The sequence below is a fragment of the Psychromarinibacter halotolerans genome, from assembly GCF_029168315.1.
Taxonomy (GTDB): Bacteria; Pseudomonadota; Alphaproteobacteria; order Rhodobacterales; family Rhodobacteraceae; genus Psychromarinibacter; species Psychromarinibacter halotolerans.
Genome location: NZ_JARGYD010000009.1, coordinates 88,338 through 113,838, shown reverse-complemented (window position 1 = coordinate 113,838; position 25,501 = coordinate 88,338). Strand labels below are relative to the sequence as shown.

Here is a 25,501-nt window from a genome sequence, read left to right as displayed (position 1 = left end):
GCCCCGACCGGGACGCGGATGCAAGCGGTCACGGTTCACCGCCCGCGACGGTGATCGTCTGGCCGTTTACGCTGCCCGAGTGCGGGCCGCACAGGAACATCGCGGCCTCTGCCACTTCTTCCACGGTCACCAGCCGCCCGTGCGGGTTGGCGCCGACCATGACCGCCAGCGCCTCGTCTTCGGACATGCCGGTGCGGGCGCGGATCGACACGACGTTGCGGTCGACGATCTCGGTCTCGACATAGCCGGGGCAGAGCGCGTTGAAGGTCAAGGGCCGCCCCGTGTAGTCGGCAGCGATCGCACGGATCAATCCGACCATCGCGTGTTTGGACGCGCTATAGGCCGGTGCGCCGCGCAGGCCTTTCAGCCCTGCGATGGACGACACCGCGATGACCCGGCCCCAATCGAGGTCCGACATGGTCTCCAGCGACTCGCGGATGGTCAGGAAAGCGCCGTCGAGGTTGATGCCCATCATCCGGCGCCAGAACGCCAGATCGGTCTTCCGCAGCGACCGGCCCTCGGCGATGCCGGCGTTGGCGACATGGATCGCCACCGGCCCCCGCGCGTTCACCGCTGCGGCGAACCCGTCGCGGACGGACGCCTCGTCGCTGACATCCATCACTTGCGGAAACAGACCCGTGGCAGAGGCGGCGGCATCCTCCAGCGGGCCGGGACGGCGGCCGCAGATCGTGACCTGCGCGCCCGCTGCCGCGAGTTCCCGCGCGATCCCCAGCCCGATCCCGGTGCCGCCCCCCGTGATCAGCGCGTGCCTGCCCTTAAGATCCATCGCCTGTCCTCCCTGTCACCCGATCCTAAGCCGGCGCCGCCCGGGCGCAAGCCGGTCAGTGCAGGCGCTTGCGGATCCGCCGGACCATCAGGAACACGGCGCCCACCACCACCGGCACCAGAAGCGCGGTCAGCATGCCCTTCGACAGCCCGAGCGGGTCGGCGAGCGGGTAAAGCGCATAGGCCGCGAGGCTGACGGCGTAATAGCTGATCGCCACCACGGACAGCCCTTCGACCGTTTCCTGCAGGCGCAGCTGCACCTGCGCGCGGCTGTCCATCGATTCCAGCAGCTTCTGGTTCTGCGCAGAGCGTTCCACATCGACCCGGGTGCGCAGCAGTTCGGCGGCGCGGGCGGCGCGTTCGGCCATGGATCGCACCTGCGCCTCGGTGGCGCGCACGGTGCGCTGTGCGGGATCGAACCGGCGGGCCATGAATTCGTTGAAGGTCTGCCGGTTCTCGAACCGCTCTTCGCGCAGCACCCGGATGCGATCGACCACCAGCGACCCATAGGCGTCGGTGGCCGAGAAGCGGAAGGCGGACTGTGACGCGAGGCGTTCCAGTTCGGCGGTGATCTGCAAAAGCTCGGACAGCGTTTCTTCCGCCGGTTGCGCCTGGGTGGCCATCACTTCGGTCAGGGCGTTCAGTCGCCCGTCCAACGTGCCCAGTTGCGGCGACAGGCTGCGGGCGCGGGACAGCCCCAGCATCGACATCGACTTGTAGGTTTCGATCTCGCACAGGCGCTGCAGGATCCGGCCGCAGCGGGCGGGGCCTGTGTCGGGCTTGGGGAACACCGCGAACCGCATGTGGCCGGCGCTGTCGATCCGGAAGTCGCCCGCCATGATCGCCGCGCCGTCGAGGATCTCGCTGGCGGCAAGGCTTTCGGGGACGAACCAGTCGGCCAGCCGGTCGACCACCTGCTGCGCCGTGTCGAACGGCTGGAACCGCAACATCGCCGAGGTCATCCGCGCGCCCGGCGCGGATTCCAGCCAGTCGTCCGGAAACACGTCGAAGGCCGCGCGGTCGAAGGGGCGATCCTCGACCCCGTCGACGATGGCGGTGTAAGTGACGAACTCGGTATGGCTTTCCCACTTCAGCCGGAACGGGCCGAGGTCCGCGAAATAGTGGGTGGCGCCCGGCTGTGGGTGCGGCGCGCCGAACCGGTCCAGCAGATCCACGAGATGCGCAAGGTCCTGCGCGCGGTCGCGGTTGGCGGCGTCCTGCGATTGTTTGATGGCAAGATACACCGCATGCGCCGGGGCGTTCAGCGTGGGAAAGGGCCGGGCGTGCAGCTCGTTGGCCAGCGGGTAGCGAAGCGGGTGGTCCTGGATGGGGCTCATGTCGATCAAGTCCGTGCGGTTCCGTCGGACCCTACGGCCTGTGCGGCCGGTCGCAAAAGCCTTTCCGCGCCCCTGCGGCGTTTCGTTCCGCCTGAAAGGAAAGGGGCCTGCTCCCTCCTCCAAGGGCAGGCCCCTTGGCCCGGGCGTCTGCCGGGCCGTGTGCTTTGCGATGCGTCAGAGAACGATGACGTCCAGCGGCGGGAAGCCGTTGAAGCCAACCGACGAGTAGCTCGACGTGTAGGCACCGGTGTTGCGGATCACGATCCGGTCGCCCGAGCGCAGGCTTATCGGCAGCGCCACGGGGCGCTTTTCGTACAGAACATCGGCCGAGTCGCAGGACGGTCCGGCAAGAATGCAGGGGCCGGTCGCTTCTCCGTCGTGCGGGGTGGCGAACTGGTAGCGGATCGCCTCGTCGATGGTTTCCGCCAGACCCGAGAACTTGCCGATGTCGAGGTAGACCCAGCGGTGCAGGTCGTCGCCCGACTTGCGCGACACCAGCATGACCTCGCAAGCGATGGCGCCGCATTCGGCGACGAGGCCACGGCCGGGTTCCGCCATGATGCGGGCGCCGGGGAACCGGGCCTCGACCATGCGGCGCACCTCTGCGGCATAGGCGGCGGGCGCTTCGACCGGTTCGCCGTAGAACGCGGGGAAACCGCCGCCGATGTTGATCAGCGTCAGGTCATGACCGGCGGCTTTCGCATCGGCCCAGACGCCGGCGACGTAGTCCAGCACGCCCGTCCACATCGACGCGCGGCGGGTCTGCGAGCCAACGTGGAACGACAGGCCCACCGGCTGAAGGCCAAGCTCTTTGGCCAGCGCGCACAGCTCGATTGCCATGTCGCGGTCGCTGCCGAACTTGCGCGACAGCGGCCAGTCGGCCTGCGGGTTGTCGACCAGCAGGCGCAGGTAGACCATCGCGCCCGGCGCGTGCTCGGCGATTTTCTCAAGCTCTTCGGCGGCGTCGGCGGCGAACAGGCGGATGCCGGCGGAATGCGCGAAGGCGATGTCAGAGGCACGTTTCACGGTGTTGCCGAACGAGATCTGCTCGGGGCGGGCGCCCTGGCTGAGGCAAAGCTCGATCTCGCCACGCGAGGCGGCGTCGAAGTTCGAGCCTTCGGCGACGAGGCGCGCGATGATCTCGCGGGCCGGGTTCGCTTTGACGGCATAGTGGATGTGGGTCTGGCCCAGGCCGGATTTCAGCGCGTGGAAGCGCTCGACCACCGCGTCGGTGTCCAGAACGAGGGTCGGGTGATCGAACCGGTTTTCGGCGATGAAACGCTCGACACGGGTGGGCAGGGAAACGGGTACGGACGGCAGGGCGCCGTCGAACAGCATCGTCATGGTCATCTCCAATAGACCCGGCCATATATGACCGCTCAGTTCCAAGGGAGACGTTACCGTCGCTACGTAAACGCGGGCGTGCGATGCTGCGTGCCGGCCAGAGGCGCGTGCGTTGGCGTCTTGAGCGCGCATATGAGGCCGATAGCTGATTCACGCAAGGGATAATTTTCCCTCGGGCGAAAAATCCGCATGGCCCGCGCAGGTTTCCGCGCAAGCCATTGGTTTGACATGCGTTCGCGCCAGGTGTCCCGGGGGCTGTCGCAGCGGTGCAACAGCGCCGTTCCGGTGGCGGCGTGTCGGTCAGTCGAGCTTGGGGCGCTTGCCGGTCTCGGCGTTGCGGATCAGGTCGATCAGCCGGGTCAGCCGCCCCTCGTCCAGCCCCAGCGACTGGGCGCGCTCGAAGAACATGTAAGCGGCATCCTGGTCGGGCTCGACCCCGTAGCGGCCCTGGGCGTAGATCCTGGCAAGCTCCTCGGCGGCGCCGGCGTAGCCCTGGGCCTGGGCTTCCTCGAGATAGAGCATCCCCGACAGGAAATCCTCGGGGCCGTAGCGGCCGGTCAGCAGGATCGTGCCCCAGTTGAACATCGACACGGGATAGCCCATCTCGGCCGATTCCTTCTGCAGCGTCAGCCATTCGCGACGGTCGTGGAAGACGCCGATGCAGGGGGTGTCGGGCCGGATCAGCCAGGCGAGGTTGCCCATCGCCACGGGGTTGGCGTCGTCCCACGCGTCGCGCGTCAGGATCTCGCGTGCCATCTCGTCGCCGTCGCAGGCGCGGTGGGACAGCTCGATGTAATAGGTGCGGGGTGTCTGCCAGTGCTCGGCCAGCCTGTCGGCCAACGCCGCCCCGCCGCCAAGTGCCCAGGCCGCCGCCGCGCCGATCACGATAGTCCGAAACATTCCCGTCTTCTCCTGTACTTGCCTGCCGGTCCCCCGTCCGGCCCGTATGCTGTGCCCACCCTGTCTGGGCCGGGCGGCATCGTCGCGTCAAGCTGTCGAAAGGGGCCTGCGGCGGCGGCGTTGCGCGACGTCTACGGTTTTCGCACCCCGCCCCCCCAAACGCGAAGGGCCCCGCCGTTTCCGGCAGGGCCCCCGTTGATCACGCGTGGCGCAGGCTCAGTCGATCTTCGCCAGAAGGCTGTCGATCGAGGCCTTCGCGTCGCCGTAGAACATCCGCGTGTTGTCCTTGAAGAACAGCGGGTTCTCGATGCCCGAGTACCCCGTCCCCTGACCGCGCTTGGACACGAAGACCTGCTTCGCCTTCCAGACCTCCAGAACCGGCATCCCGGCGATGGGGCTGTTGGGGTCGTCCTGCGCCGCCGGGTTCACGATGTCGTTCGAGCCGATCACGATCACCACGTCCGTGTCGGGGAAGTCGTCGTTGATCTCCTCCATCTCCAGCACGATGTCGTAGGGCACCTTGGCCTCGGCCAGCAGCACGTTCATGTGGCCGGGCAGACGGCCCGCGACGGGGTGGATGGCGAAACGCACGGTCTTGCCCGCCGCCCGCAGCTTGCGGGTCAGTTCGCTGACCGACTGCTGCGCCTGCGCCACCGCCATGCCGTAGCCCGGCACGATGACCACGCTGTCGGCATCGTTCAGCGCGTTGGCCACGCCGTCGGCGTCAATCGCGATCTGCTCGCCCTCGATCTCCTGCGCCGGGCCGGACGTTCCGCCGAACCCGCCAAGGATCACCGAGACGAAATGCCGGTTCATCGCCTTGCACATGATGTAGGACAGGATCGCGCCCGAAGAGCCCACCAGCGCGCCGGTGACGATCAGCAGGTCGTTGCCCAGCGTAAAGCCGATGGCGGCGGCGGCCCAGCCCGAGTAGCTGTTCAGCATCGACACGACCACCGGCATGTCGGCGCCACCGATGCCCATGATCAGGTGCCAGCCGATGAAGCCCGCGATGATCGCCATCAGGACCATCGTCCACGCGCCCGCGCCGCTCCAGTACATCAGGCCAAGGATCAGGCACAGCAGCGCAGCGCCCGCGTTCAGCATGTGACCGCCGGGAAGCTTCTCGGGCTTGCCGTCGATCTTGCCGGCCAGCTTGCCGAAGGCCACGACCGAGCCGGTGAAGGTCACCGCGCCGATGAAGATGCCGAGGAACACCTCGACCTTCAGGATCGCGATCTCGGTCGCATCCTTGTGCCACAGGGTCTCACCGAAGCCGGTGATATCCTTGGCCGCGACCAGCGCCGACAGATCCGCACCGGCCGCCTTCAGGTCGTTCACGGTGTTCAGCATCACGTCGGCGTTCAGGCCGATGAACACGGCGGCAAGGCCGACGAACGAGTGCAACGCCGCCACCAGCTGCGGCATTTCGGTCATCTGCACGCGGCCCGCGACCACGGCGCCCGCAACGGCGCCCGCGGCGACGGCCACGAGGATCAGGAAGACGTTCGACACGCCGGGGCCGAAGATCGTCGCGACCATCGCAAGGAACATCCCCGCGATGCCGTACCAGATCGCCCGCTTGGCGCTTTCCTGGTTGGAGAGGCCCCCGAGGGCCAGGATGAAGAGAATGGAGGCCGCGATGTACACGGCCGAAACGAAACCGGCAGACATGTTCTCGCTACCCCCTTACGATTTCTGGAACATTGCGAGCATCCGGCGCGTGACCAGGAAGCCGCCGACGATGTTGATCGAAGCGATCAGCACCGCGATGAAACTGAGAAGCACCACCAGCCAACTCGATGCACCGATCTGCAGCAGGGCGCCGACCACGATGATGCCCGAGATCGCGTTGGTGATCGCCATCAGCGGCGTGTGCAGCGCGTGGCTGACGTTCCAGATCACCTGGAACCCGACGAAGCAGGCCAGCGCGAAGACGATGAAATGCGCCATGAAGCTGGCGGGCGCAAAGGACCCGATCAGCATCAGCACCAGCGTGCCGACCGCAAGATAGGTCACCTGCGTCTTGGTCGCCTTCTTGAACGCGGCCATCTCGGCGGCGCGCTTTTCTTCCGGGGTCAGTTCCTTCGCGGCTTCCTTCTTCGGCTGGGCCGCGATGGCCTTCACCTTGGGCGGTGGCGGCGGGAAGGTGATCTCGCCGTCGTGGGTCACCGTGGCGCCCCGGATCACGTCGTCTTCCATGTTGTGCACGACCGTGCCGTCCTTCTCGGGCGTCAGGTCGGTCATCATGTGACGGATGTTGGTGGCGTACAGCGTCGAGGACTGGGTCGCCATCCGGCTGGGGAAATCGGTGTAGCCGACGATGGTCACGCCGTTGTCGGTCACGAATTTCTCGTCCGGCACCGTCAGTTCGCAGTTGCCGCCACGCTCGGCCGCAAGGTCCACGATGACGGATCCGGGCTTCATCGCCTCGACCATGTCCTTGGTCCACAGCACCGGCGCATCGCGGTTCGGGATCAGGGCGGTGGTGATGACGATGTCGACCTCGGGGGCCAGTTCGCGGAACTTTTCAAGCTGCTTCTCGCGGAACTCGGGCGACGACGGCGCGGCATAGCCGCCCGAGGCGCTGCCGTCCTGCTGCGATTCCTCGAAGTCGAGATAAACGAACTCGGCGCCCATCGATTCGATCTGCTCGGCAACCTCGGGCCGCACGTCGAAAGCATAGGTGATCGCACCCAGCGACGTGGCGGTGCCGATTGCGGCAAGCCCGGCGACACCGGCGCCGACGATCAGCACCTTGGCGGGCGGAACCTTGCCCGCGGCGGTGACTTGGCCCGTGAAGAAGCGGCCAAAGTTGTTGCCGGCCTCGATCACGGCGCGATAGCCCGCGATGTTGGCCATCGACGACAGGGCGTCCATCTTCTGGGCGCGGCTGATGCGCGGCACCATGTCCATCGCGATGACGCTGGCGTTCCGGCCCTTGGCCTGCTCCAGCAGCGTCTCGTTGCTGCCGGGATAGAAGAACGAGATCAGAAGCTGCCCGGGTTTGACCCGGTCCAGTTCGTCCTCGCTGGGCGGGCGGACCTTGGCGACGATGTCGCAGCCGGACCAAAGCGCGTCTGCACCATCGACCACTTCGACACCGGCGGCTTTGTAGGCCTCGTCGGTGAACCCGGCCTTCGTTCCGGCGCCGCTTTCGATGACGCACTCGTATCCCAGTTTCTGCAGCTGGGCGGCGCTGTCGGGCGTCATCGCCACCCGCGCTTCGCCTTCGAAGATCTCTCTCGGCGTGCCTATCTTCAACTCGCTTCCCCTTGTCGCGGCTTTTTTCCGCCCGGTGGCCCGGGCCTCGTCGGATGGTGATATAGCGCCACGTAACTTTCCTCAAGCAAACAGAGGGGGCCGTGAAACTCCGTTGCTTGAGACCCTTCGCCGCAAGGGCGGGGCTTCGCCCCCGACGCGCGTGCCGCGCGTCTCCCCCAGGATACTTTCAGTCAGAAGAAGCAAGAATGCGCGATCCCTTTCTTCTGTCCGCAAATATCCCGGGGAGCGCGAGGGGCTGGCCCCTCGCTTGCCGGGGTCAGCGGCCGCGAATGCGGGGGTCGAGCGCGTCGCGCAGGCCGTCGCCGATGTAGTTCACGCTGAGCACGGTCAGCGAGATCGCAAGGCCGGGCCAGATCACGCGTTCGGGGTACAGCTGCATCCGGTCGACGCTGTCGAACAGCAGGCGGCCCCAAGTCGGGAAGTCCGGCGGGAAGCCGAAGCCGAGGAAGGACAGCGCGCTTTCCGTGATGATCGCGGTGGCGATGCCCAGCGTGGCCGACACCATGATCGGCGACAGCACGTTGGGCAGGATGTGGCGCGTGATCATCCGGCGCGACGGGGTTCCGATGGACCGGCCGGCAAGGACGAATTCTCGTTCCTTCAGGGCCAGCACGTCGCCCCGGACGATCCGCGCCGTCTGCATCCACGAGGTGATGCCGATCAGCGAGACGATCAGAATGAACACGCCGCCCTCGGGGCCGAAAGCCTTGGACAGCATGTCGCGGAACAAGAGCACCGCCACCAGCAGGAGCGGCAGCAGGGGCAGGGCGAGGAACAGGTCGGTGAACCGCATCAGCGGGCCGTCGAGGCGTTTGAAATAGCCCGCGATGACCCCGATCACCGTACCGATCACGATCGACAGGGCCATCGCCGTCAGGCCCACCGCGATCGAGACGCGGCCTCCCGCCAGCATCCGGGCCAGCGTATCGCGGCCCAGCTGGTCGGTGCCCAGCGGGTGCGCAAGGGTCGGCCCTTGGTTCTTGGCGCGGATGTCGATGTAGGTGGGGTCGATGGTCCAGATGTAGGGGCCGACCGTCACCGCCAGCAGGATCAGGATGAATACGGCGGCGCCGATCAGCGCGCCACGGTGGCTTTTAAACTGGTCCCAGACGTCCAGCCACTGGTTGCGCGGCGCCCGGTACGTGGTGGCCGGGTCGGGCGCGGCGGCGGCGCCTGCGCCTGCGGGGTTCGCGGCCGGTTCGGCCGGAGTTCCTGCCGGGGCGGCGGGTGTGCGGTCGGTCTCAGTCATAGCGGATTCTCGGGTCGAGGATGCCGTAAAGGACGTCGGCGATCAGGTTGAACAGCACGATCAGCACCGCGAAAATGAAGGTCAGCGTCTGCACCATCGGCATGTCGTTCGCCTGGATCGCGGTGATCAGCAACTGGCCGATCCCGTTCACCTTGAACACCTGCTCGGTGATGATGGCGCCGCCGAAGATCGACGGGATCCCCAACGCGATCACCGTCACCACCGGGATCATCGAGTTGCGCAGGACGTGCATCAGCACCACCACGTTCTCGGTCATCCCCTTGGCGCGGGCGGTGCGGACGTAGTCCTGTCCGAGGTTGTCCAGCATCGACGCTCGCATGAAGCGGCTGATTTGCGAGGTGATCTGCAGCGCCAGCACCATCACCGGCATGATCATCTGTTGCAGCTGGACGACGAAGCTGTCCCAGTCGGTGACCCGGTGGGTGGTGTCGTAGATCGACGGGAACCATCCAAGGTTCACCGAGAAGATCACGATCACCAGCACGCCCGAGAAGAACGGCGGAACGGAAAAGCCGACCATCGTGACGAAGGTCCCGGCCTGATCGAACCACGAATACTGGCGATAGGCCGAATACACGCCGATCGGGATCGCGATCAGCACCGCAACCACATAGGCCACGCCGACGACCCACAGGGTCTGCGGCAGGCGCTGGGCGACGATGTCCATCACCGGGGACCGGGTCTGCCACGAGATCACGCGCAGCTGCCCCTCGGCCAGCATGGTGCCGAACATCGCGTCGATCAGGTTCATCGGCTCGATGACGAAGAACTGCCAGATCCATTTCAGGTATCGGATGTGCACCGGCTCGCCCAGGCCAAGCGCCTGGCGCATCTTTTCCTTCACTTCCGGCGGCACGGTCAGCGGGACCTGCGCCATCGGGTCGCCCGGCGCCAGTTCCAGCAGCAGGAAGATCACCAGCGAGATCAGCAGCAGCGTCGGAATCGCAAGCAGCAGGCGGCGGATCGTGAAGGTCAGCATCGTTTGGCGATCCCTGGCGGGGCGGGCTGGCGAAGCATGGTGCGGGCTCCTGCGCTCGGTTCGTTGGTGGGGATGCCCGCGCGGCGCACGGGCATCCCGGTGTCATGTCAGATCACAGGGATCAGCCGTCGATCCGGTGCCAGTCCTTGATGTTCCAGATCTCGGAGTCCCAGTCGTTCATCATCACGCCGCCCAGCGTATTGGCGTGGGCCGACGGGTTGCCGCGCCAGATCAGCGGGATGATCGTGTAGCTCTGCATGAGCATGTCGTTCATCTGCTTGACGATCTCGGCGCGGGCCTCGATGCCCGCGGTCTGCGACAGCTGGTCGACCAGCGCGTCATACTCTTCCGAGCAGAAACGCTGCATGTTCGAACCCTGCCACTGGGTCGCCGGGCTGGGGATTTCCGAGCAGCGCCAGTTGGCCATGTAGGCCTCGGGGTCGACGCCCGCGAAGTTGTTCGTGTACATCTCGATGTCCGCGAAGAACTTCTGGAAGGTGTCGGGCGAACCGGGGTCACCGCCGAAGAACACCGACGCGTCGATGTTGCGCAGCTCGGTCTCGATGCCGATCTCTTCCCACCACTGCTTGACCAGCGCCTGGGTGTCCTGACGGACGGCGTTGGTCGAGGTCTGGTAGAGAACCGACAGCTTGATGCCGTCCTTGTCGCGGATGCCGTCACCGTCGGTGTCGGTCCAGCCGGCTTCTTCCAAAACCGCCTTGGCGCCCTCGATGTCCTGCACAAGGCAGTCGTCGTTGGCGGTCGAGGCATAGACCGCAGGGGCCGGAAGCACGTTGCAGGTGGGCTGGCCGCCGGCGCCGTATCCGATTTCAACCAGCAGTTCGCGGTCGATGGCCATCGACATCGCCTTGCCGATCGCGGGATCGGTCAGGAACGGGTGCGGGTTTTCAAGCGTCGCGCGGCCTTCGCCCAGCGACGGGTCGGGGTTGGTCTGGTTGACGTGGATTCGTTCCACCGAGGTGGCGAAGGCGGACACGACGGTGCCAAGGCCCTTGGACTGCATCTCGTCCAGCAGCATCGGGTCAAGCTGCAGGTTCCACGCATAGTCGTATTCGCCGGTTTCCATGACCGAGCGGGCCGCAGCCGCCGCGTCGCCGCCGCCCTTGAACACCACCGTCGAGAAGGCCGGCTTGTCGGCTTCGCGGAAGTTGGGGTTCATTTCCAGCGTGATCACGTCGTTCGGCTTGAACTCGGTGACCATGAACGGGCCGGTGCCGATCGGGTTGAAGTTCGCCTCGGTGCACTCGGGCGCCTTGGCGCCGAGACAGTCGGCGAACTGGGCGGCCTGAATGATCGGGCTCTCGGACCCGACGAAGGCGGTGTAGGGGAAGGGCTTGGCTTCGGTGAAGCTGACCTTGATGGTCAGGTCGTCCACCGCTTCGACCGACGACACGCCGTCGAAATACGAGCTTTGCGCACAGCCGCCTTCGGGGTGGGTGCAGTATTCCCACGTGAACACCGCGTCGGCGGCGGTCAGGGGGGTGCCGTCGGACCAGAGGACGCCTTCCTTAAGGGTCCAAGTGATCGACTTCAGGTCCTCGGCCACGCCGCCGTTCTCCAGCGTCGGGATCTCGGCTGCCAGCCACGGCACCATGTTGCCTTCGGAATCGAAGCGCACCAGCGGCTCGATGATCATCGAGGCGGATTCCACCTCTTTGGTGCCGCCGGACAGGAACGGGTTCAGCGTCGACGGCGCCTGCCAGTAGATGATGTTAAGCTGGCCGTCGCTGCCACGCTCGGCCAGCGCCGAGACTGGTGCGAGGGCCGTCGCAGCGGCCGCGCCCAGCAATAGGGTTCTGAGTTTCATTTATCCTCTCCTTGTTGGTTTTGCTCGTGCCTCCGAGCTGGCGCGGGTTGGCCCGCGTCCGGGGCTTGTTGTTGTTGTTGAGTTTGTGGCGTGTGCCCGTCCTGCAGGTGGCAGGCGGTGAACCGTCCCGGCGAAACCTCGCGGTAGACGGGTTCCGTCTGGCGGCAGATGTCCATCACCTGCGGGCAGCGGGTGCAGAAGTTGCAGCCCTTGGGGGGCTTGGCGGGCGACGGCACGTCGCCTTTCAGGATGATCCGTTCGGTCCGCGCCTCTAGCGAGGGGTCTGGTTCCGGGACTGCCGACAAAAGCGCCTGCGTGTAGGGGTGAAGCGGTGCGTCATAAAGCGCGTCGCGCGGTGCGAGTTCGACGATCTTGCCAAGGTACATCACCGCCACCCGGTCCGCGATGTGGCGGACCATCGACAGGTCGTGGCTGATGAACAGATAGGTCAGGCCGAACTCTTCCTGCAGGTCTTCCAGCAGGTTCACCACCTGCGCCTGGATCGACACGTCCAGCGCGGCGATCGGTTCGTCGCAGACGATGAAGCGCGGGTTCAGCGCAAGCGCGCGGGCGATGCCGATGCGCTGGCGCTGGCCGCCCGAGAATTCGTGCGGGTAGCGGTTGGCGAAGTCGCGGTTCAGGCCGACGGCATCCATCAGGTGATAGACGCGGTCCAGCTTTGCCTTCTTCGACTGCTTCGTGTGCTCGTCCAGCGGTTCCCCGATGATAGAGGCCACGGTCATGCGCGGGTTCAGCGAGGCCTGCGGATCCTGAAACACCATCTGCATCTTGGGGCGCACCTTGCGCAGATGCTCGGGCGACCAGTCGGCGATGTTCTCGCCCTCGATGCGGACGGCGCCGTCGGTCACCTCGTATAGGCGCAGGACCGCGCGGCCGCAGGTCGACTTGCCGCAGCCGGATTCCCCGACAAGGCCAAGCGTCTCGCCCTCGTGGATGTCGAAGCTGACGCCGTCGACGGCCTTCACCTCTCCGACCCGGCGGCGCAGCACGCCGCCGTAGATCGGGAAGTGCATCTTCAGGTCCTGAACCTCGACCAGCTTGCGCGGCGGTGTCCCGTCAGGCATCGCGGGGTCCTCCGGTCTCGGGGTTCCAGAAACATGCGGCATCGTGCAGCGGGCCGACCGGCACGCGCTGCGGGTTCTCGCGTTCGCAGCGGTCGAAGCTGTGGGTGCAGCGGGCGCGGAACGGGCAGGCGGCGGGCGGCGCGTCCAGCACCGGCGGCTGCCCCTCGATCACGCGCAGCCGCGCCTCGCGGGTGCCGTGCATCGCGGGGACCGTACCCAGAAGCGCGCGGGTGTAGGGGTGCTGCGGGTTGCCGAACAGCTCTTTCACCGGCGCGTGTTCGACGATCTGGCCGCCGTACATCACCATGACCCGGTCCGCGATGCCGGCGATCACGCCAAGATCGTGGGTGATCCAGACAATCGCCATGCCCAGCTTCTGCCGCAGCTCTTTCACCAGTTCGAGGATCTGCGCCTGGATCGTCACGTCCAGCGCCGTGGTGGGTTCGTCCGCGATCAGCACCTCGGGGTCGCAGGCAAGGGCGATGGCGATCATCACGCGCTGTCGCATCCCGCCGGAAAACTGGTGCGGATAGTCCTTCAGCCGCCGCCCCGCGTCGGGAATGCCGACCAGTTCCAGCAGTTCCTGCGCCCGGGCGCGCGCCGCCTTCTTGCCCAGCCCCATGTGCTTTCGCAGCGGCTCCATCAACTGGTAGCCGACGGTGAACACGGGATTGAGCGACGTCATCGGGTCTTGGAACACAAAGCCGATCCGCGCGCCGCGGATCGACCGCAGCGTGTCGTCGTCGGCCTTCAGCAAATCCTTGTCGCCGAACAGGACCTGCCCGTCGCGGACTTCGGCCGGCGGAGACGGCAGCAGGCCGATCAGCGACATCATCGTCACCGACTTGCCCGATCCGCTTTCTCCGACCACGCCCAGCAGTTCGCCGGGTTTCAGGTCGAAGCTTACCGAGTTGACCGCATGCACCTCGCCACGGCGGGTGCGGAATACAGTTTTCAGGTCCCGTACATCAAGTACCGGCAGCTGCCCGTCGGGCATGCAGAACTCCCCTGTCATGTCGGCTTTCGCCGCCCGGGTCGTTGCGCCCGGTGTTTGTTAAGAGCGGACGTTAGCATGAAAAAGGGACCTCGCAACCCTTAGTTCCGGGATGCGCGGGCGAAGGGCGCGCCGGCCTTTCCTTCGCGTCGCTTCGCGCTGCCGCAACATGCAATTCCAAAGCTGGACCGCAGCAAATATCGGCACCGGCGAAAGTGCCGTTACGTTTCGGAAAGCAAGCTGTTGGCGGGCGCGCGTTGCAGGGCTTGAGCCTGCGTCCGTTCTGCCGCACGGTTGGGCCAACCAGACGCCAGGAGGTCCGATGCCCGTCAAGAATCGTTTCGCAGAACTGCTGCCCGAAATCACCGAGTGGCGCCGCGACATTCACCGCCACCCCGAGATCCTGTTCGACACGCACCGGACCTCGGCGCTGGTGAAAGAGAAGCTCGAAGCCTTCGGCTGCGACGAGGTGGTCGAGGGAATCGGCCGCACCGGCGTCGTGGCGGTGATCAAGGGCAAGACCAACACCTCGGGTAAGACCATCGGCCTGCGCGCCGACATGGACGCGCTGCCGATCATGGAACAGACCGGGTTGGACTATGCGTCCGAGACACCGGGCGCGATGCACGCCTGCGGCCACGACGGTCACACTGCGATGCTGCTGGGCGCGGCGAAGTACCTTGCCGAGACCCGCAATTTCGACGGCACCTGCGTGGTGATCTTCCAGCCCGCCGAGGAAGGCGGGGCAGGCGGTCGCGAGATGTGCGACGCCGGCATGATGGATCGCTGGAAGATCGACGAGGTCTACGGGATGCACAACTGGCCGGGCGTCCCCGCCGGGACTTTCGCGATCCGTCCCGGCGCGTTCTTCGCGGCGACCGACCAGTTCGAGATCACCGTGGAAGGCAAGGGCGGCCACGCCGCCAAGCCGCATGAAACCGTCGACAGCACCGTGGTGGCCAGCCACCTTGTGCTGGCGTTGCAGACCATCGCCAGCCGCAACGTCGACCCGACGCAACAGGTGGTGGTGTCGGTGACCTCGTTCGAAACCTCGTCGACCGCCTTCAACGTTATCCCGCAGCGGGTGACGCTGCGCGGCACGATCCGCACGCTGGACGAAGGCGTCCGCAAGCAGGCGGAAGAGCGGCTGAAGCATATCGCGGCGACCACGCCCGAGGTGTTCGGCGCCAAGGCCGACGTGCACTGGATCGAGGGCTATCCGGTGATGGCAAACACCGACACCGAAACGACCTTTGCCGCTGATGTCGCGCGCTCGGTCGCCGGGGACTGCGCCGACGCGCCGCTGGTGATGGGGGGCGAGGACTTCGCCTATATGCTTCAGGAACGTCCGGGGGCCTATATCCTTGTCGGCAACGGCGACACCGCGCCGGTGCACCACCCGGAATACAACTTCAACGACGAGGCGATCCCGGCAGGCTGTTCCTGGTACGCGGGAATCGTCGAATCGCGGATGCCTGCGGCCTGATGCCTTTACCGTCCGCGCGGCCTCGCCTATGGCGGGGCCAGCGGAGAGGTGAGCGATGAAAGCTGCGACAGTCGTCTGCATCAAATGGGGCACGGCCTTCGGCCCCGAGTACGTGAACCGGCTGTATTCCGGCGTGCGTCGCAACCTGAAGGCGCCGGTCCGGTTCTTGTGCATGACCGAGCACGCTGACGGCCTGCACCCGGACGTCGAGGTGCTGGACCTGCCGGTCGAACCCTTCCACGACGAGATGAACGCCGCGCTTGCGGTGGCGAACCGGCAGGGCGCGATGCGCAAGGTGTCGCTGTTCCGGCCCGGGCTGATCCCGGACCTTCAGGGGCCGATCCTTGGCTTCGACCTTGACGTGGTGATCACCGGGCCGCTGGACGACATCCTGCAATACGAGCCGGGCACCGTCGCCATGCGCGCCGACTGGGTCGAGGCGCGGCGGGGTCGTGCCACCGGGCATGGGTCGGTCTTCCGCTATGACCCCGCGCGGCATCCGTGGCTATACGAACGGCTGGCGGCGGACCCGACCGCCGAGGTCGAAAAGGCGCGCGGCAGCGAACAGCGATACACCTCGACGCTGGCGCAAGAGATGGACGCGTTCTCCTACATCCCGGATGAATGGGTGGTCAGCTTCAAGCACGACTGCATCGGTCTGCCGCCCGTCAACTGGCTGCGCGAGCCGAAGCTGCCGAAGGACGCCCGCGTCGTGTGCTTCCACGGCCGGCCCAAGATGCCCGAGGCGGTGGCGGGATATCGCGGTTCGCTGCTGCGCTGGTCGCTGCCCTGCGATTGGCTGGAGGAACACTGGATCACCCGCGCCGACGAGGATCTGGGCGCGGGCTGGGCCTGACGGGCGGGCGTCAGCCCCCCGATCTTAACCCCGTGCGGCCTTAATCCCGGTCGACCTTGGCCCACCGCGCCTCGTTCCGTTCGATGGCGGCGACGCGGTCGGCGGTTTTCGGGTGGCTCATGAACCATGCGGGCATCGCGCCCGCGTTCGAGGCCGTCAGCCGGTCAAGCTTGCCGAACAGCGATTTCTGCGGCGCGGTGCCGATCCCGGCTTTCACCAGAAGGGCCGAGGCATAGGCGTCCGCCTCGTACTCGTCCTTGCGCGACAGGCCGGCGGCGACCACGCGGGTGATCAGGTTGGCGATCATCACGCCGATCCCCGGAAGAAGCCGCCCCAGCACCATCGCAAGGCCCATCCGAAGCGCGTTCTGTCCGGAAAAGTCGATCATGCGCCGCCGCGAATGCCCCAGCGCGACGTGGCCGAGTTCATGCGCGATGACCGACGCCATCTCGTCGGCGTTCACCAGCCCTTGGCGGTACTTCTGGAAGAACCCGCGTGTGATATAGATCCGACCGTCCGGCGCCGCCAACCCGTTAACCGGGTCGACTTCGTAGATGTGGACGCGGATGCGCGGCAGGTCCAGCGATGCGGCCATCCGGTCGCACAGGTTCCGAAGCAGCGGATCGGCCAGTTCGGTCGACTTCGCTTCCAGCTGTTTCGCGGTGCGCCACGCCGAGAACCAGTACAGCACGAAGCCGTAGATCAGGGCAAGCAGCAGGGGCGTGAGCTTCAACATGCCCGGAATATGGGCCGGGGCCGCTGCTACGGCAAGCGGTCACCGCGGTGACGTGATCCGTGGGCGTGGCCGTGCTTTTCGTGGCGCAGGACGGACCGCAGCCACAGGCCCAGCCCGATGGCAACTGCCCCCGCCGCCAGCGCACCCGACAGGTTGCCCGCCACCTGCGCGACGGCGGCGATCGAGCCGGAAAATCCATAGCCCAGCCCGACATAGCCCAGCACCCAAACAGCCTCGCCCGCGGCACCCCACAGCACGAAGCGCGGCCAAGACATGTGCGCCGCGCCGGACACGAGGTTCATGTAAGGCCCCAGCGGCGACACCAGCCAGCGGCTGAAGAAGATCCCCGGGCCGCCGTGCCGGTCCGAAAAACGTCGCGCGCGGTCCAGCAACTGAGTGGCCTTGCGTCCGCGTGTCAGGCGCCCGGCGGCGCGGCCGCCTTCGCGTCCCAGCAGGTACCCCGCCTGATCGCCCAGCACCGCCCCGACCCATGCCAAAGCAACGACCGGGACAGCCGCAAGGTCCCCGGCGGCGACGAAGGCCCCGGCGGTCAGCATGACCAGCGAAGACGGGATCGGCACGGCCAGACAGCTGAGAAACGTCGCCCCGGCCACGATCCAAAGGCCATAGACCGGAACCGCGGACAGGATCGCGTCGATCATTCCGACGCCGATCCGGCGCGGTGGGTGGCGATGGCCGTCTCGATCCGGGCGATCAGGTCGGCCGTCGGAATGCCTTCGGCCGCTGCGATGCGCTTTAGCGTCGGCCGCCCGTCCGAAAGCGTCGCGGCGGCGCCGCCGACCGCAGCCTCCATCACGTCGCGCGGGACGTCCCACGAATGCGAGACATAGGCCGGGGTCATCCACTCTTCGACGCGCTGGTCGCGGTGGGCGGGGTCGGACCAGTAGACCGCGAACATCACCGACCGGACCGAGAAGACGATGCAGACGACCAGCGCCAGTCCGAAGGCGCCGACCAGCAAGGGGTGGCGGCGGATCGCGGTGCCAAGACGGCGTAGGGGGGACGGGCGGTCGGTCATGGGTGGATCATGCCGCACCGCAGGCCGTCGGGGCAATGAGGCGTCGGGTCGCGACGCAGGATCCACGCGGCGGACAGGCTAGCGGCTAAGCGCCTTCATCCCACGCTCGATGCCTTCCAGCGTCATCGGCACCATGCGCTCGGGGCCTAGGATTCGGTGCATCAACTGGATCGACTGCACATAGTCCCACGCGTCTTCGCGAACCGGATTGATCCACAACAGCGAAGGCCACTGCGCCAAAGCGCGTTCCAGCCAGACCTGACCGGCCTCGGGGTTCCAGTGTTCGTTGGCGCCGCCGGGATGCAGGATCTCATAGGGCGACATGGTCGCATCGCCGACGAAGATGCATTTGTAGTCCGACCCGTAGGTGTTCAGCACCTCTTGCGTCGGGATCTGCGCGTTCCAGCGGCGGCGGTTGTCGCGCCAGACGCCTTCGTACAGGCAGTTGTGGAAGTAGTAATGTTCAAGGTGTTTGAACTCTGCCCGCGCGGCGCTGAACAGTTCCTCGACCACCTTGATATGCGGGTCCATCGACCCGCCAACGTCAAGAAACAGAAGCACTTTCACCGCGTTGCGGCGTTCGGGCCGGGTCTTCACGTCAAGATAGCCATGCTCTGCCGTGGCGCGGATCGTGCCGTTCAGATCCAGCTCTTCCGCCGCCCCGTCGCGCGCCCACTTGCGCAGCCGCTTCAGGGCCACCTTGATGTTGCGCGTGCCGATCTCGACCTGATCGTCGAAATCGCGGAACGCGCGTTTGTCCCAGACCTTTACCGCGCGGCCGTGGCGGCTTTTCTCTTGCCCGATGCGCACGCCTTCGGGGTTGTAGCCCTGTGCGCCATAGGGCGACGTCCCGGCGGTCCCGATCCATTTCGACCCGCCCTGATGGCGGCCCTCTTGTTCGGCCAGCCGCTCGCGCAGGGTTTCCATCAGCTTCTCGAAGCCGCCCATTGCCTCGATCTCGGCGCGTTCCTCGGGTGTCAGGTGCTTCTCGGCCATCTTGGTCAGCCAGTCGGCGGGAAGATCCATCGCCTCGACGAGGGCCTCGACCGGCATCGTTTCCAGTCCGGCGAAGACCTCGGAAAAGGCGCGGTCGAACCTGTCGAGGTTGCGCTCGTCCTTCACCATCGCGGCGCGGGCGAGATAATAGAAACCGTCGATGTCGTATGTGACCAGCCCGGCCTGCATTCCTTCGAGAAAGGCAAGGTATTCGCGCAGGCTGACCGGGACGCCCACGGATCTCAGCCTGTCGAAGAAGGGCAGGAACATCAGCTCACGGTGCGAGCGACGACGATGGTGATCACGACGCCGACCACGGTCATGGCAATGCCGAAACCGGCCGCGTACTGCGCCATGTCCTTCTTATTGCCGCCATTCTTCCGCGCCGTGAGAATACCGAGCAATGCTCCGAACACCGCGCTTGCAAGAACGATCATGGCTAACCTGCTGCTTTCACCCGTGAACTCAGCGCGGCAATTTCCGAAAGCCGCGCCCGGACAGAGTCGTCCGAGCCGAAGCCATACCGTGCCCAGCCCAGACTGTCACGACGTACCGCCTGCGCTTCGACGACGCGTCCCTGCACCTCGAGCGCTTCGGCCTTGATCATCAGCAACGTCGACAAAAGCGCGGCGTTCTCGGCCTGCACGACGATGCCCAGGCTTTCGTCGACCATCTGGATCGCCGTGTCCGCCTGACCCGAGCTAAGCGCGAACGCCGCCAGCTGCATCGAGACATGCGCGGCCTGAAGCTGGGTCTCGGGGCGCGACTTGTACAGCACCCCGGCCTGCAGGAACGAGGCCAGCGCGATGTCGGATTCGCCGGACAGGGCCAGCCGCCCCAGTGCGAACAGCGAGAAGGCCATGCGGTTGTCGGTCCAGCCCTGCTGGCGGGCGATCGAGACCGCGCGCTTGGCGGCGGCCTGACGCCGCGCGTCGCTGGTCCGCGGGCCTAGCGCCTCTTCGATGGCCTCGATCCACGCACGCGGCGTGCGCGAGGGCAGGGTGTCGGCAATGCCCTGTCCGCGCGGGTTCAGCTGGGCAAGGATCGCGGGCAGCCGCGCCGCGACCTGTTCGCGCGTCATGCCCGACTGCAACGACGGGTGGTAGTAAGCCCGCAGGATCAGCATGTCGAAGCCGGTCAGGACGGCGTGGAAGTTGTCGTCGTTGAACACGCTGTCGCCCAGCCGGTACAGGTCGTTCAGCGGCCCCAGCGCCTGCGCCAGCTCCTCATGCAGGCAGTCGCGGGCCTCTTGCGGGCTGACGTCGCCGGGCAGGAAGATCGACATGCGCTCGCGGGTCTGCAGGGTGGTCCAGTCGACCGCATCGGTGCGGCGCAGGCGCTTGAACTCTTCCCAACTGGACAGACGCGGCACCACGAAACAGGCGGCCTGCGGCACGTATCTTTGCAGTTCGCTGCGCGCCATCACCTCGATCGTGATCGAGGCGGGCTGATCCGGCGGCACCTGCGTGATCGAGATCCCGGCCTCGCGGCGCAGGCGGCTGAGCAGCCGGGCCAGATCCGGGCCAACGCTGGCCGGAGCGTTGCCGGTGATGCGAACCGAGATCGGCCCCTCGAACCGCGTCAGAACCGGCAGCTGCCGTCCGCTTTCAAGGGCGAAGGACAGGTCCAGAAAGTCGCGCGCGATCGCGGTGTTCGACTGGCCCGGCGGGCTGACCTTGGGCACCGCGAAAGTCTTCATCGGCGGCAGCGGTTGCGCGGTGGGCAGGGTGATCCGCCGGGTCGGCGTATCCGGCGGCGGCGGTGCGCCGCAGGCGGCAAGCGTCAGCGCCGCAAGGATCAGAAGAAGAATGCGCATCAGCCTAGGCCCTGTTGTACTTGATGAACGGCGTGAGCGTGCCGATGCGGTCGTACAGCCGACGCGCCTCGGTGTTGAACTCCTGCGTCAGCCAGTAGACCGTCGGCGCCCCGGCCGCGTCGGCAGCGGCATAGACCGCTTCGATCAGCGCCCGTCCGACACCGCGCCCGCGCACGTCGGGGTCGGCGTATAGGTCCTGCAGGTAGCACACGTTCTCGGTTTTCCACATGTGGCGATGGTAAAGATAGTGCACCAGCCCGCATGGCTTTCCATCAACCTCGGCAAGCAGGCCGTGGAAATCGTGTGGATCGTTGCCCAATAGCCGCGTGAAGGAAACGTCGTACACTTCGGCCGGAACGCTGGACTCGTAGAACGTCAGGTAGGCGGTCCAAAGACGCTGCCAGTCGTCGCGGTCGCGCGCCTCGACCGGGCGGATGGTCAGGGACGCGGGGGTGCTGGCGGTTGTCATGGATGGGGCCTCCGGGCATCGCGGATTGGTGCAGAACCTTAACAGTCATAACGTGTTAGGGGTCGGCAGATCAACGCGACGCAACGGCAGGACCTGTCCGTGAGCGGACGATTGCAGAGCAGCGGTCAGCGCCCGCCGCGCGCCATGAACGCCAGCCGCTCGAACAGATGGACGTCCTGTTCGTTCTTCAAAAGCGCCCCGTGCAGGCGGGGCAGGGCGTCCTTGCCCGGCGCGCGCAGGTCCTCTGCCGACAGGTCCTCGGCCAGCAGCAGCTTGAGCCAATCGAGCACTTCCGAGGTTGACGGTTTCTTCTTCAGGCCGCTCATGTCCCGAATCTCGTAGAATCGGGTCAGCGCGGCGGTCAGAAGCGACTCCCGGATGTCCGGAAAATGAACGTCGACGATCCGGCGCATCGTTTCCATGTCGGGAAAGCTGATGTAGTGGAAAAAGCACCGCCGTAGGAAGGCGTCGGGCAATTCCTTCTCGTTGTTCGAGGTGATGATCACGATCGGACGTCGCTGCGCCCGCACGGTCTCGCCGGTTTCGTAGACGTGGAATTCCATCCGGTCGAGTTCCTGCAGCAAGTCGTTCGGAAACTCGATATCGGCCTTGTCGATCTCGTCGATCAGTAGGACGCTGCGGCCCTCTGACACGAAGGCGTCCCACAGCTTGCCGCGGCGGATGTAGTTGCGCACATCGTTCACGCGTTCATCGCCCAACTGGCTGTCACGCAAGCGGGAAACGGCATCGTACTCGTACAAGCCCTGCTGTGCCCGGGTCGTCGATTTGACGTGCCATTCGATGATCGGCAGACCCAGCGACGCGGCCACCTGCCGGGCCAGCTCCGTTTTGCCGGTTCCGGGCTCTCCCTTCACCAGCAGCGGACGCTCCAGCGTCACGGCCGCGTTCACGGCGACCGTCAGATCAGCTGTCGCTACGTAAGTCTCGGTGCCAGTGAATTTCATATCGGATTTCAATCCGCTGAAGCCGGTTGTTCACGTTTCCTTACCGTCCGGCAACGGTTCGTGCAAGCTGGCGCATTCGTGCGTGACATCACTAACGGCATGTTATAGACGGGCGCCATAAGGAGGGTGCCGGATGCCGATGACGCGCGACATCGACCTGTCCGGCCAAGCAGGGAAAAATCGAATGAAGGCCGAGACCTTTCTGTCGGACGATTATACGCCAGCCGAAGACGAACCTTTCATGAACGAGCGGCAGCTCGAATATTTCAGACGAAAGCTGTTTACCTGGAAAGCGGACCTTATGGGTGACAGCAAAAACACCATCGAGGGGCTGCAGGACAGCGCCCGTGCTGTTCCGGACATCGCCGACCGGGCCAGTGAGGAAACCGACCGCGCGCTGGAACTTCGCACCCGCGATCGCCAGCGCAAACTGGTCGCGAAGATCGACGCCGCGCTGCGGCGGATCGAGAATGGCGAATACGGCTACTGCGAAGTGACGGGCGAACCGATCTCGCTCAAGCGGCTCGACGCCCGCCCGATCGCTACCATGAGCCTCGAGGCGCAAGAGCGTCACGAACGTCGCGAGAAGGTCCACCGCGACGATTGATCCCTTGCGCGACAGCGCAGGCTGAACGACACCGGGGCTTGTCCCCGGTGTTTTTCGTTGCGGGGCAGGGCGGACCAGCGAAGGAGAACCCGGCATGCTGATCGGACAGCGGATTACCGTGATCGGTGCTGGTATCGGCGGCCTTGCCGCAGCGGTCGCCTTGGCCCGGCGCGGGGCGCAGGTCACCGTTCTGGAACGCGCCTCCGCGATCCGCGAGGTCGGGGCGGGTCTGCAGGTCTCACCCAACGGCGCCGCCGTGCTGGCCGGGCTGGGGCTGGGCGACGCGTTGCGCGCCGCCGGCGTGGTCAGCCGCGCCGTGCAGCTTCGCGATTACCGCCGCGGCGCGCCGGTCCTGCGGATGGACCTCTCCTCGTACAACGCCGCCGGCCATCCCTTCGTGCTGATCCACCGCGCCCGGCTGATCGAGCTTCTGGCCGATGCCGCGCGGGACGCAGGCGCCGAGATCCAGCTCGGCGCCGAGGTGCAGCCCTCTGACGATCCGCTGCCGGGCGAGATGCTGCGCATCGGCGCCGAGGGCATCCATTCGCAGATGCGCGCCACGCTGAACGGCCCCGAAACGCCGTTCTTCACCGGCCAGGCCGCGTGGCGGGCGGTAATCGCGGACGAGGCGCCGCCGGAATCCTGCGTCTACATGGGGCCGGGACGGCATCTGGTGACCTATCCGCTGGGCAACGGCTTGCGGAACATCGTCGCGGTCGAGGAACGGCAGGACTGGACCCGGGAAGGCTGGTCGCACCCCGACGATCCCGACAACCTGCGCCGCGCCTTCGCAGGCTTCGCACCAGAGGTGCGCGGCTGGCTGGACAAGGTGTCGGAAACCCACGTCTGGGGCCTGTTCCGCCACCCCGTCGCCGCGACGTGGCATTCCGACGCTTGGGCGCTTCTGGGCGATGCGGCCCACCCGACGCTGCCCTTCCTCGCGCAGGGCGCCAACATGGCGCTGGAAGACGCATGGGTGCTGGCCGACTGCCTGAACGCCCTGCCGCCGGACGAGGCGCTGGCGCTGTATCAGGCCCGCCGCCGCCCGCGCGTGAGCCGCGCCATCGCGGCGGCCAACGCCAACTCCCGCAACTTCCACCTGAGCAACCCGGCGGTGCGCCTTGCGGCGCATACGGTGCTGCGGCTGGGCGGCGCGCTGGCCCCGGCGATGCCGCTGCGCCGGTTCGACTGGCTGTATGGCCACGACGTCACGACAGGCTAAAGTTCCGCAAGATAGATCCGCACTGCGTCCTGCACATGGCGGAACCGGTCGCCGCCCAGATGCTTGCCGCCATACCAGCGCGTCACCACGATCACGTGGTCGGTCAGCCCCTCGCGCTCCAGCATTCGCAGAATGACCATTCCGGCGCCGGACTCGCCGTCGTCGTTCTTCACCGGCCCGTCCGCCGTCAGCAAGCCCCACGAATGATGCGTCGCCTTGGCGAACTTCTTGCGGCGCAGCAGCTCTTTCACGAAGGCTTTCGCGTCGTCTTCGGATGCGCAGGGCCCGCCGGAAACGGCGTATTTCGACCCGCGGTCCGAGATGATGTTCTCCAGCACCAGCATCCGCCCGCGGTACCCCGGACCCGGCAAAAACGCCACCCGCTTCTTCTCTTGCGAAATACCTCGGGGGAGGGCGCCGAAGGCGGCCGGGGGCAGAGCCCCCTCAACGTTTCAGCCGCGCAGGCCTCGCGCCGTAAGGACAGACAGCGCCAGCGACCCGAGGATGCAGGCGGTGAACAGGTACAGGCCCCAGGCCGTTTCAACCGTGGCCATCCCGACGCCCTTCACGACGACGATATACAGGGCGATCAGGAATACGTCCGCCATCGCCAGCTTTCCCGCCAGTGTCAGCGCGGGCAACAGGCGGGGCGAGGCAAGGTCGAACTGCACCAACGCCAGCCCGACAGTCTTCACATAGGGCGCGACCAGCGCGAAAAGGGTGACCAGCAGCGCCAGAAACACGTCCGATCCCCACAGCGACTGCAATCCCGAGATGACCGAGATCTCGGACAGTCCGAACAGCGGCAGCAGGCCCGCGCGCATCAGCGGAGCGAACCATGCGATGGGGAACAACACCAGAAGCGACAGGTTCAGAAGGCGCAGCGCCACGTCGGTTTCTCCCGTGCCGGACCGAAAGCCGGGGCGCGGACGCGCCCCTGTCGTGCAGAAACGCCACGGAGCCCCGCGTGACAAGGGCCAATCGGACGGCAATTGGGGCTGCCCTTCCCGCGTGGCTCGTCTAGGATTGCACGGAACCGGGAAGCGCGGATGCAGGAGGACGCGGACATGGGATGGTTCCTTTCCTACAAGGCAGCGGTCGACCCGTCGCATTGCGACGCGCTGGGCCACATGAACGTGTCGCGCTACTTCGCGGCCTGTTCGGACGCGGGCTTCGCGCTGCAGGGCGAATTCGGCCTCACCGCCCGCGACATGCGCGAGGGGCGCCGGATGTCCTTCGCGGTGGTCCATGCCGACAGCGATTTCCGGTCCGAGGTTCACGCGGGCGAGACGATCTTCATGGAAAGCGGCATCGCCGCGATCGGCGGCAAGTCGATGACCTTCCGTCACCGCCTGTTCCGGGCCGACGGGCGGCAGATCTGTTTCGAGACGCGGTTTCGGTGTGCCTTGATGAACCTTGTGACGCGAAAATCAGAGCCGGTTCCCGACGACATCCGCGCCGCCGCGCAGGCGGTCTTTGTCGGGGACGACTAGGACCGCGC

General features: G+C 66.3%; 26 protein-coding genes. 5 read left to right on the top strand and 21 right to left on the bottom strand.

Annotated elements, in window-relative coordinates:
• Positions 1-28: 28 nt before the first annotated feature.
• From P1K30_RS19455 to P1K30_RS19405, 11 genes are all read right to left on the bottom strand, one after another.
• Complete coding sequence (locus P1K30_RS19455; protein WP_275634444.1) at positions 29-787, bottom strand: SDR family NAD(P)-dependent oxidoreductase; 759 nt, start codon at positions 785-787, stop codon at positions 29-31.
• A 55-nt stretch (positions 788-842) separates the two neighbouring features.
• Positions 843-2,123, bottom strand: a complete 1,281-nt coding sequence (locus P1K30_RS19450; RefSeq protein ID WP_275634443.1) for a DUF3422 family protein — start codon at positions 2,121-2,123, stop codon at positions 843-845.
• Between the two features lie 174 nt (positions 2,124-2,297).
• Positions 2,298-3,467 carry a type III PLP-dependent enzyme gene (locus P1K30_RS19445; RefSeq protein WP_275634442.1) on the bottom strand — a complete coding sequence of 390 codons (1,170 nt, stop codon included), beginning with the start codon at positions 3,465-3,467 and terminating at the stop codon, positions 2,298-2,300.
• Positions 3,468-3,767: 300 nt separating this feature from the next.
• Positions 3,768-4,367 (bottom strand): SEL1-like repeat protein, encoded by a 600-nt coding sequence (locus P1K30_RS19440; protein ID WP_275634441.1) that lies wholly within the window; start codon positions 4,365-4,367, stop codon positions 3,768-3,770.
• 216 nt (positions 4,368-4,583) lie between these two features.
• Entirely contained in the window at positions 4,584-6,041 is a 1,458-nt protein-coding gene (locus tag P1K30_RS19435; RefSeq protein ID WP_275634440.1) for an NAD(P)(+) transhydrogenase (Re/Si-specific) subunit beta, read from the bottom strand.
• 15 nt (positions 6,042-6,056) lie between these two features.
• Complete coding sequence (locus tag P1K30_RS19430; protein ID WP_275634439.1) at positions 6,057-7,631, bottom strand: Re/Si-specific NAD(P)(+) transhydrogenase subunit alpha; 1,575 nt, start codon at positions 7,629-7,631, stop codon at positions 6,057-6,059.
• Positions 7,632-7,908: 277 nt separating this feature from the next.
• Entirely contained in the window at positions 7,909-8,901 is a 993-nt protein-coding gene (locus P1K30_RS19425) for an ABC transporter permease (RefSeq protein WP_275634438.1), read from the bottom strand.
• Positions 8,894-9,901, bottom strand: coding sequence for an ABC transporter permease (locus tag P1K30_RS19420; protein ID WP_275634437.1), 1,008 nt, complete (start codon positions 9,899-9,901; stop codon positions 8,894-8,896). Before P1K30_RS19420 ends, P1K30_RS19425 begins: the two co-directional genes overlap by 8 nt.
• Before the next feature lie 121 nt (positions 9,902-10,022).
• Complete coding sequence (locus P1K30_RS19415; RefSeq protein ID WP_275634436.1) at positions 10,023-11,729, bottom strand: peptide ABC transporter substrate-binding protein; 1,707 nt, start codon at positions 11,727-11,729, stop codon at positions 10,023-10,025.
• Positions 11,726-12,814 carry an ABC transporter ATP-binding protein gene (locus tag P1K30_RS19410; RefSeq protein ID WP_275634435.1) on the bottom strand — a complete coding sequence of 363 codons (1,089 nt, stop codon included), beginning with the start codon at positions 12,812-12,814 and terminating at the stop codon, positions 11,726-11,728. Before P1K30_RS19410 ends, P1K30_RS19415 begins: the two co-directional genes overlap by 4 nt.
• The gene (locus P1K30_RS19405) at positions 12,807-13,811 is read right to left on the bottom strand and encodes an ABC transporter ATP-binding protein (protein ID WP_275634434.1); all 1,005 of its coding nucleotides are present in this window, start codon (positions 13,809-13,811) and stop codon (positions 12,807-12,809) included. The genes P1K30_RS19410 and P1K30_RS19405 overlap by 8 nt, the downstream gene beginning before the upstream one ends.
• Before the next feature lie 319 nt (positions 13,812-14,130).
• Between P1K30_RS19405 and P1K30_RS19400 the strand changes: the two genes are divergently transcribed.
• Entirely contained in the window at positions 14,131-15,294 is a 1,164-nt protein-coding gene (locus tag P1K30_RS19400) for a M20 aminoacylase family protein (protein ID WP_275634433.1), read from the top strand.
• 55 nt (positions 15,295-15,349) lie between these two features.
• On the top strand, positions 15,350-16,150 hold the full coding sequence (locus P1K30_RS19395) for a glycosyl transferase (protein WP_275634432.1): 801 nt from the start codon (positions 15,350-15,352) through the stop codon (positions 16,148-16,150).
• A gap of 40 nt (positions 16,151-16,190) precedes the next feature.
• Here the strand turns inward: P1K30_RS19395 and P1K30_RS19390 are convergent, their stop codons facing one another.
• The 8 genes from P1K30_RS19390 to P1K30_RS19355 all read right to left on the bottom strand — a co-directional run bounded on the left by P1K30_RS19390 (position 16,191) and on the right by P1K30_RS19355 (position 22,171).
• Positions 16,191-16,886, bottom strand: coding sequence for a M48 family metallopeptidase (locus P1K30_RS19390; RefSeq protein ID WP_275634431.1), 696 nt, complete (start codon positions 16,884-16,886; stop codon positions 16,191-16,193).
• 26 nt (positions 16,887-16,912) lie between these two features.
• On the bottom strand, positions 16,913-17,548 hold the full coding sequence (locus P1K30_RS19385; protein ID WP_275634430.1) for a DedA family protein: 636 nt from the start codon (positions 17,546-17,548) through the stop codon (positions 16,913-16,915).
• On the bottom strand, positions 17,545-17,925 hold the full coding sequence (locus P1K30_RS19380; protein WP_275634429.1) for a hypothetical protein: 381 nt from the start codon (positions 17,923-17,925) through the stop codon (positions 17,545-17,547). Before P1K30_RS19380 ends, P1K30_RS19385 begins: the two co-directional genes overlap by 4 nt.
• A 78-nt stretch (positions 17,926-18,003) precedes the next feature.
• A complete protein-coding gene (locus tag P1K30_RS19375) occupies positions 18,004-19,191 on the bottom strand; it encodes a vWA domain-containing protein (protein ID WP_275634428.1) in 1,188 nt (395 codons plus the stop codon).
• On the bottom strand, positions 19,191-19,358 hold the full coding sequence (locus tag P1K30_RS19370; RefSeq protein ID WP_275634427.1) for a hypothetical protein: 168 nt from the start codon (positions 19,356-19,358) through the stop codon (positions 19,191-19,193). Before P1K30_RS19370 ends, P1K30_RS19375 begins: the two co-directional genes overlap by 1 nt.
• Before the next feature lie 2 nt (positions 19,359-19,360).
• Positions 19,361-20,737, bottom strand: coding sequence for a DUF2927 domain-containing protein (locus P1K30_RS19365; RefSeq protein WP_275634426.1), 1,377 nt, complete (start codon positions 20,735-20,737; stop codon positions 19,361-19,363).
• Between the two features lie 4 nt (positions 20,738-20,741).
• Complete coding sequence (locus P1K30_RS19360; protein ID WP_275634425.1) at positions 20,742-21,206, bottom strand: GNAT family N-acetyltransferase; 465 nt, start codon at positions 21,204-21,206, stop codon at positions 20,742-20,744.
• Between the two features lie 125 nt (positions 21,207-21,331).
• The gene (locus P1K30_RS19355) at positions 21,332-22,171 is read right to left on the bottom strand and encodes an AAA family ATPase (protein ID WP_275634424.1); all 840 of its coding nucleotides are present in this window, start codon (positions 22,169-22,171) and stop codon (positions 21,332-21,334) included.
• A gap of 184 nt (positions 22,172-22,355) precedes the next feature.
• On the opposite strand from P1K30_RS19355, the gene dksA reads away from it, so the two are divergent.
• Both dksA and P1K30_RS19345 read left to right on the top strand, forming a co-directional pair.
• The gene (gene dksA / locus P1K30_RS19350; RefSeq protein ID WP_275634508.1) at positions 22,356-22,778 is read left to right on the top strand and encodes an RNA polymerase-binding protein DksA; all 423 of its coding nucleotides are present in this window, start codon (positions 22,356-22,358) and stop codon (positions 22,776-22,778) included.
• Positions 22,779-22,872: 94 nt separating this feature from the next.
• Complete coding sequence (locus P1K30_RS19345; RefSeq protein ID WP_275634423.1) at positions 22,873-24,000, top strand: FAD-dependent monooxygenase; 1,128 nt, start codon at positions 22,873-22,875, stop codon at positions 23,998-24,000.
• Here the strand turns inward: P1K30_RS19345 and P1K30_RS19340 are convergent.
• Both P1K30_RS19340 and P1K30_RS19335 read right to left on the bottom strand, forming a co-directional pair.
• Positions 23,997-24,344 (bottom strand): YigZ family protein, encoded by a 348-nt coding sequence (locus P1K30_RS19340; RefSeq protein WP_275634507.1) that lies wholly within the window; start codon positions 24,342-24,344, stop codon positions 23,997-23,999. The two genes, P1K30_RS19345 and P1K30_RS19340, sit on opposite strands and share 4 nt — an antisense overlap.
• 108 nt (positions 24,345-24,452) lie before the next feature.
• Positions 24,453-24,890 (bottom strand): paraquat-inducible protein A, encoded by a 438-nt coding sequence (locus P1K30_RS19335; protein ID WP_275634422.1) that lies wholly within the window; start codon positions 24,888-24,890, stop codon positions 24,453-24,455.
• A 177-nt stretch (positions 24,891-25,067) separates the two neighbouring features.
• Between P1K30_RS19335 and P1K30_RS19330 the strand changes: the two genes are divergently transcribed.
• Positions 25,068-25,493, top strand: coding sequence for an acyl-CoA thioesterase (locus tag P1K30_RS19330; protein WP_275634421.1), 426 nt, complete (start codon positions 25,068-25,070; stop codon positions 25,491-25,493).
• Positions 25,494-25,501: the final 8 nt, after the last annotated feature.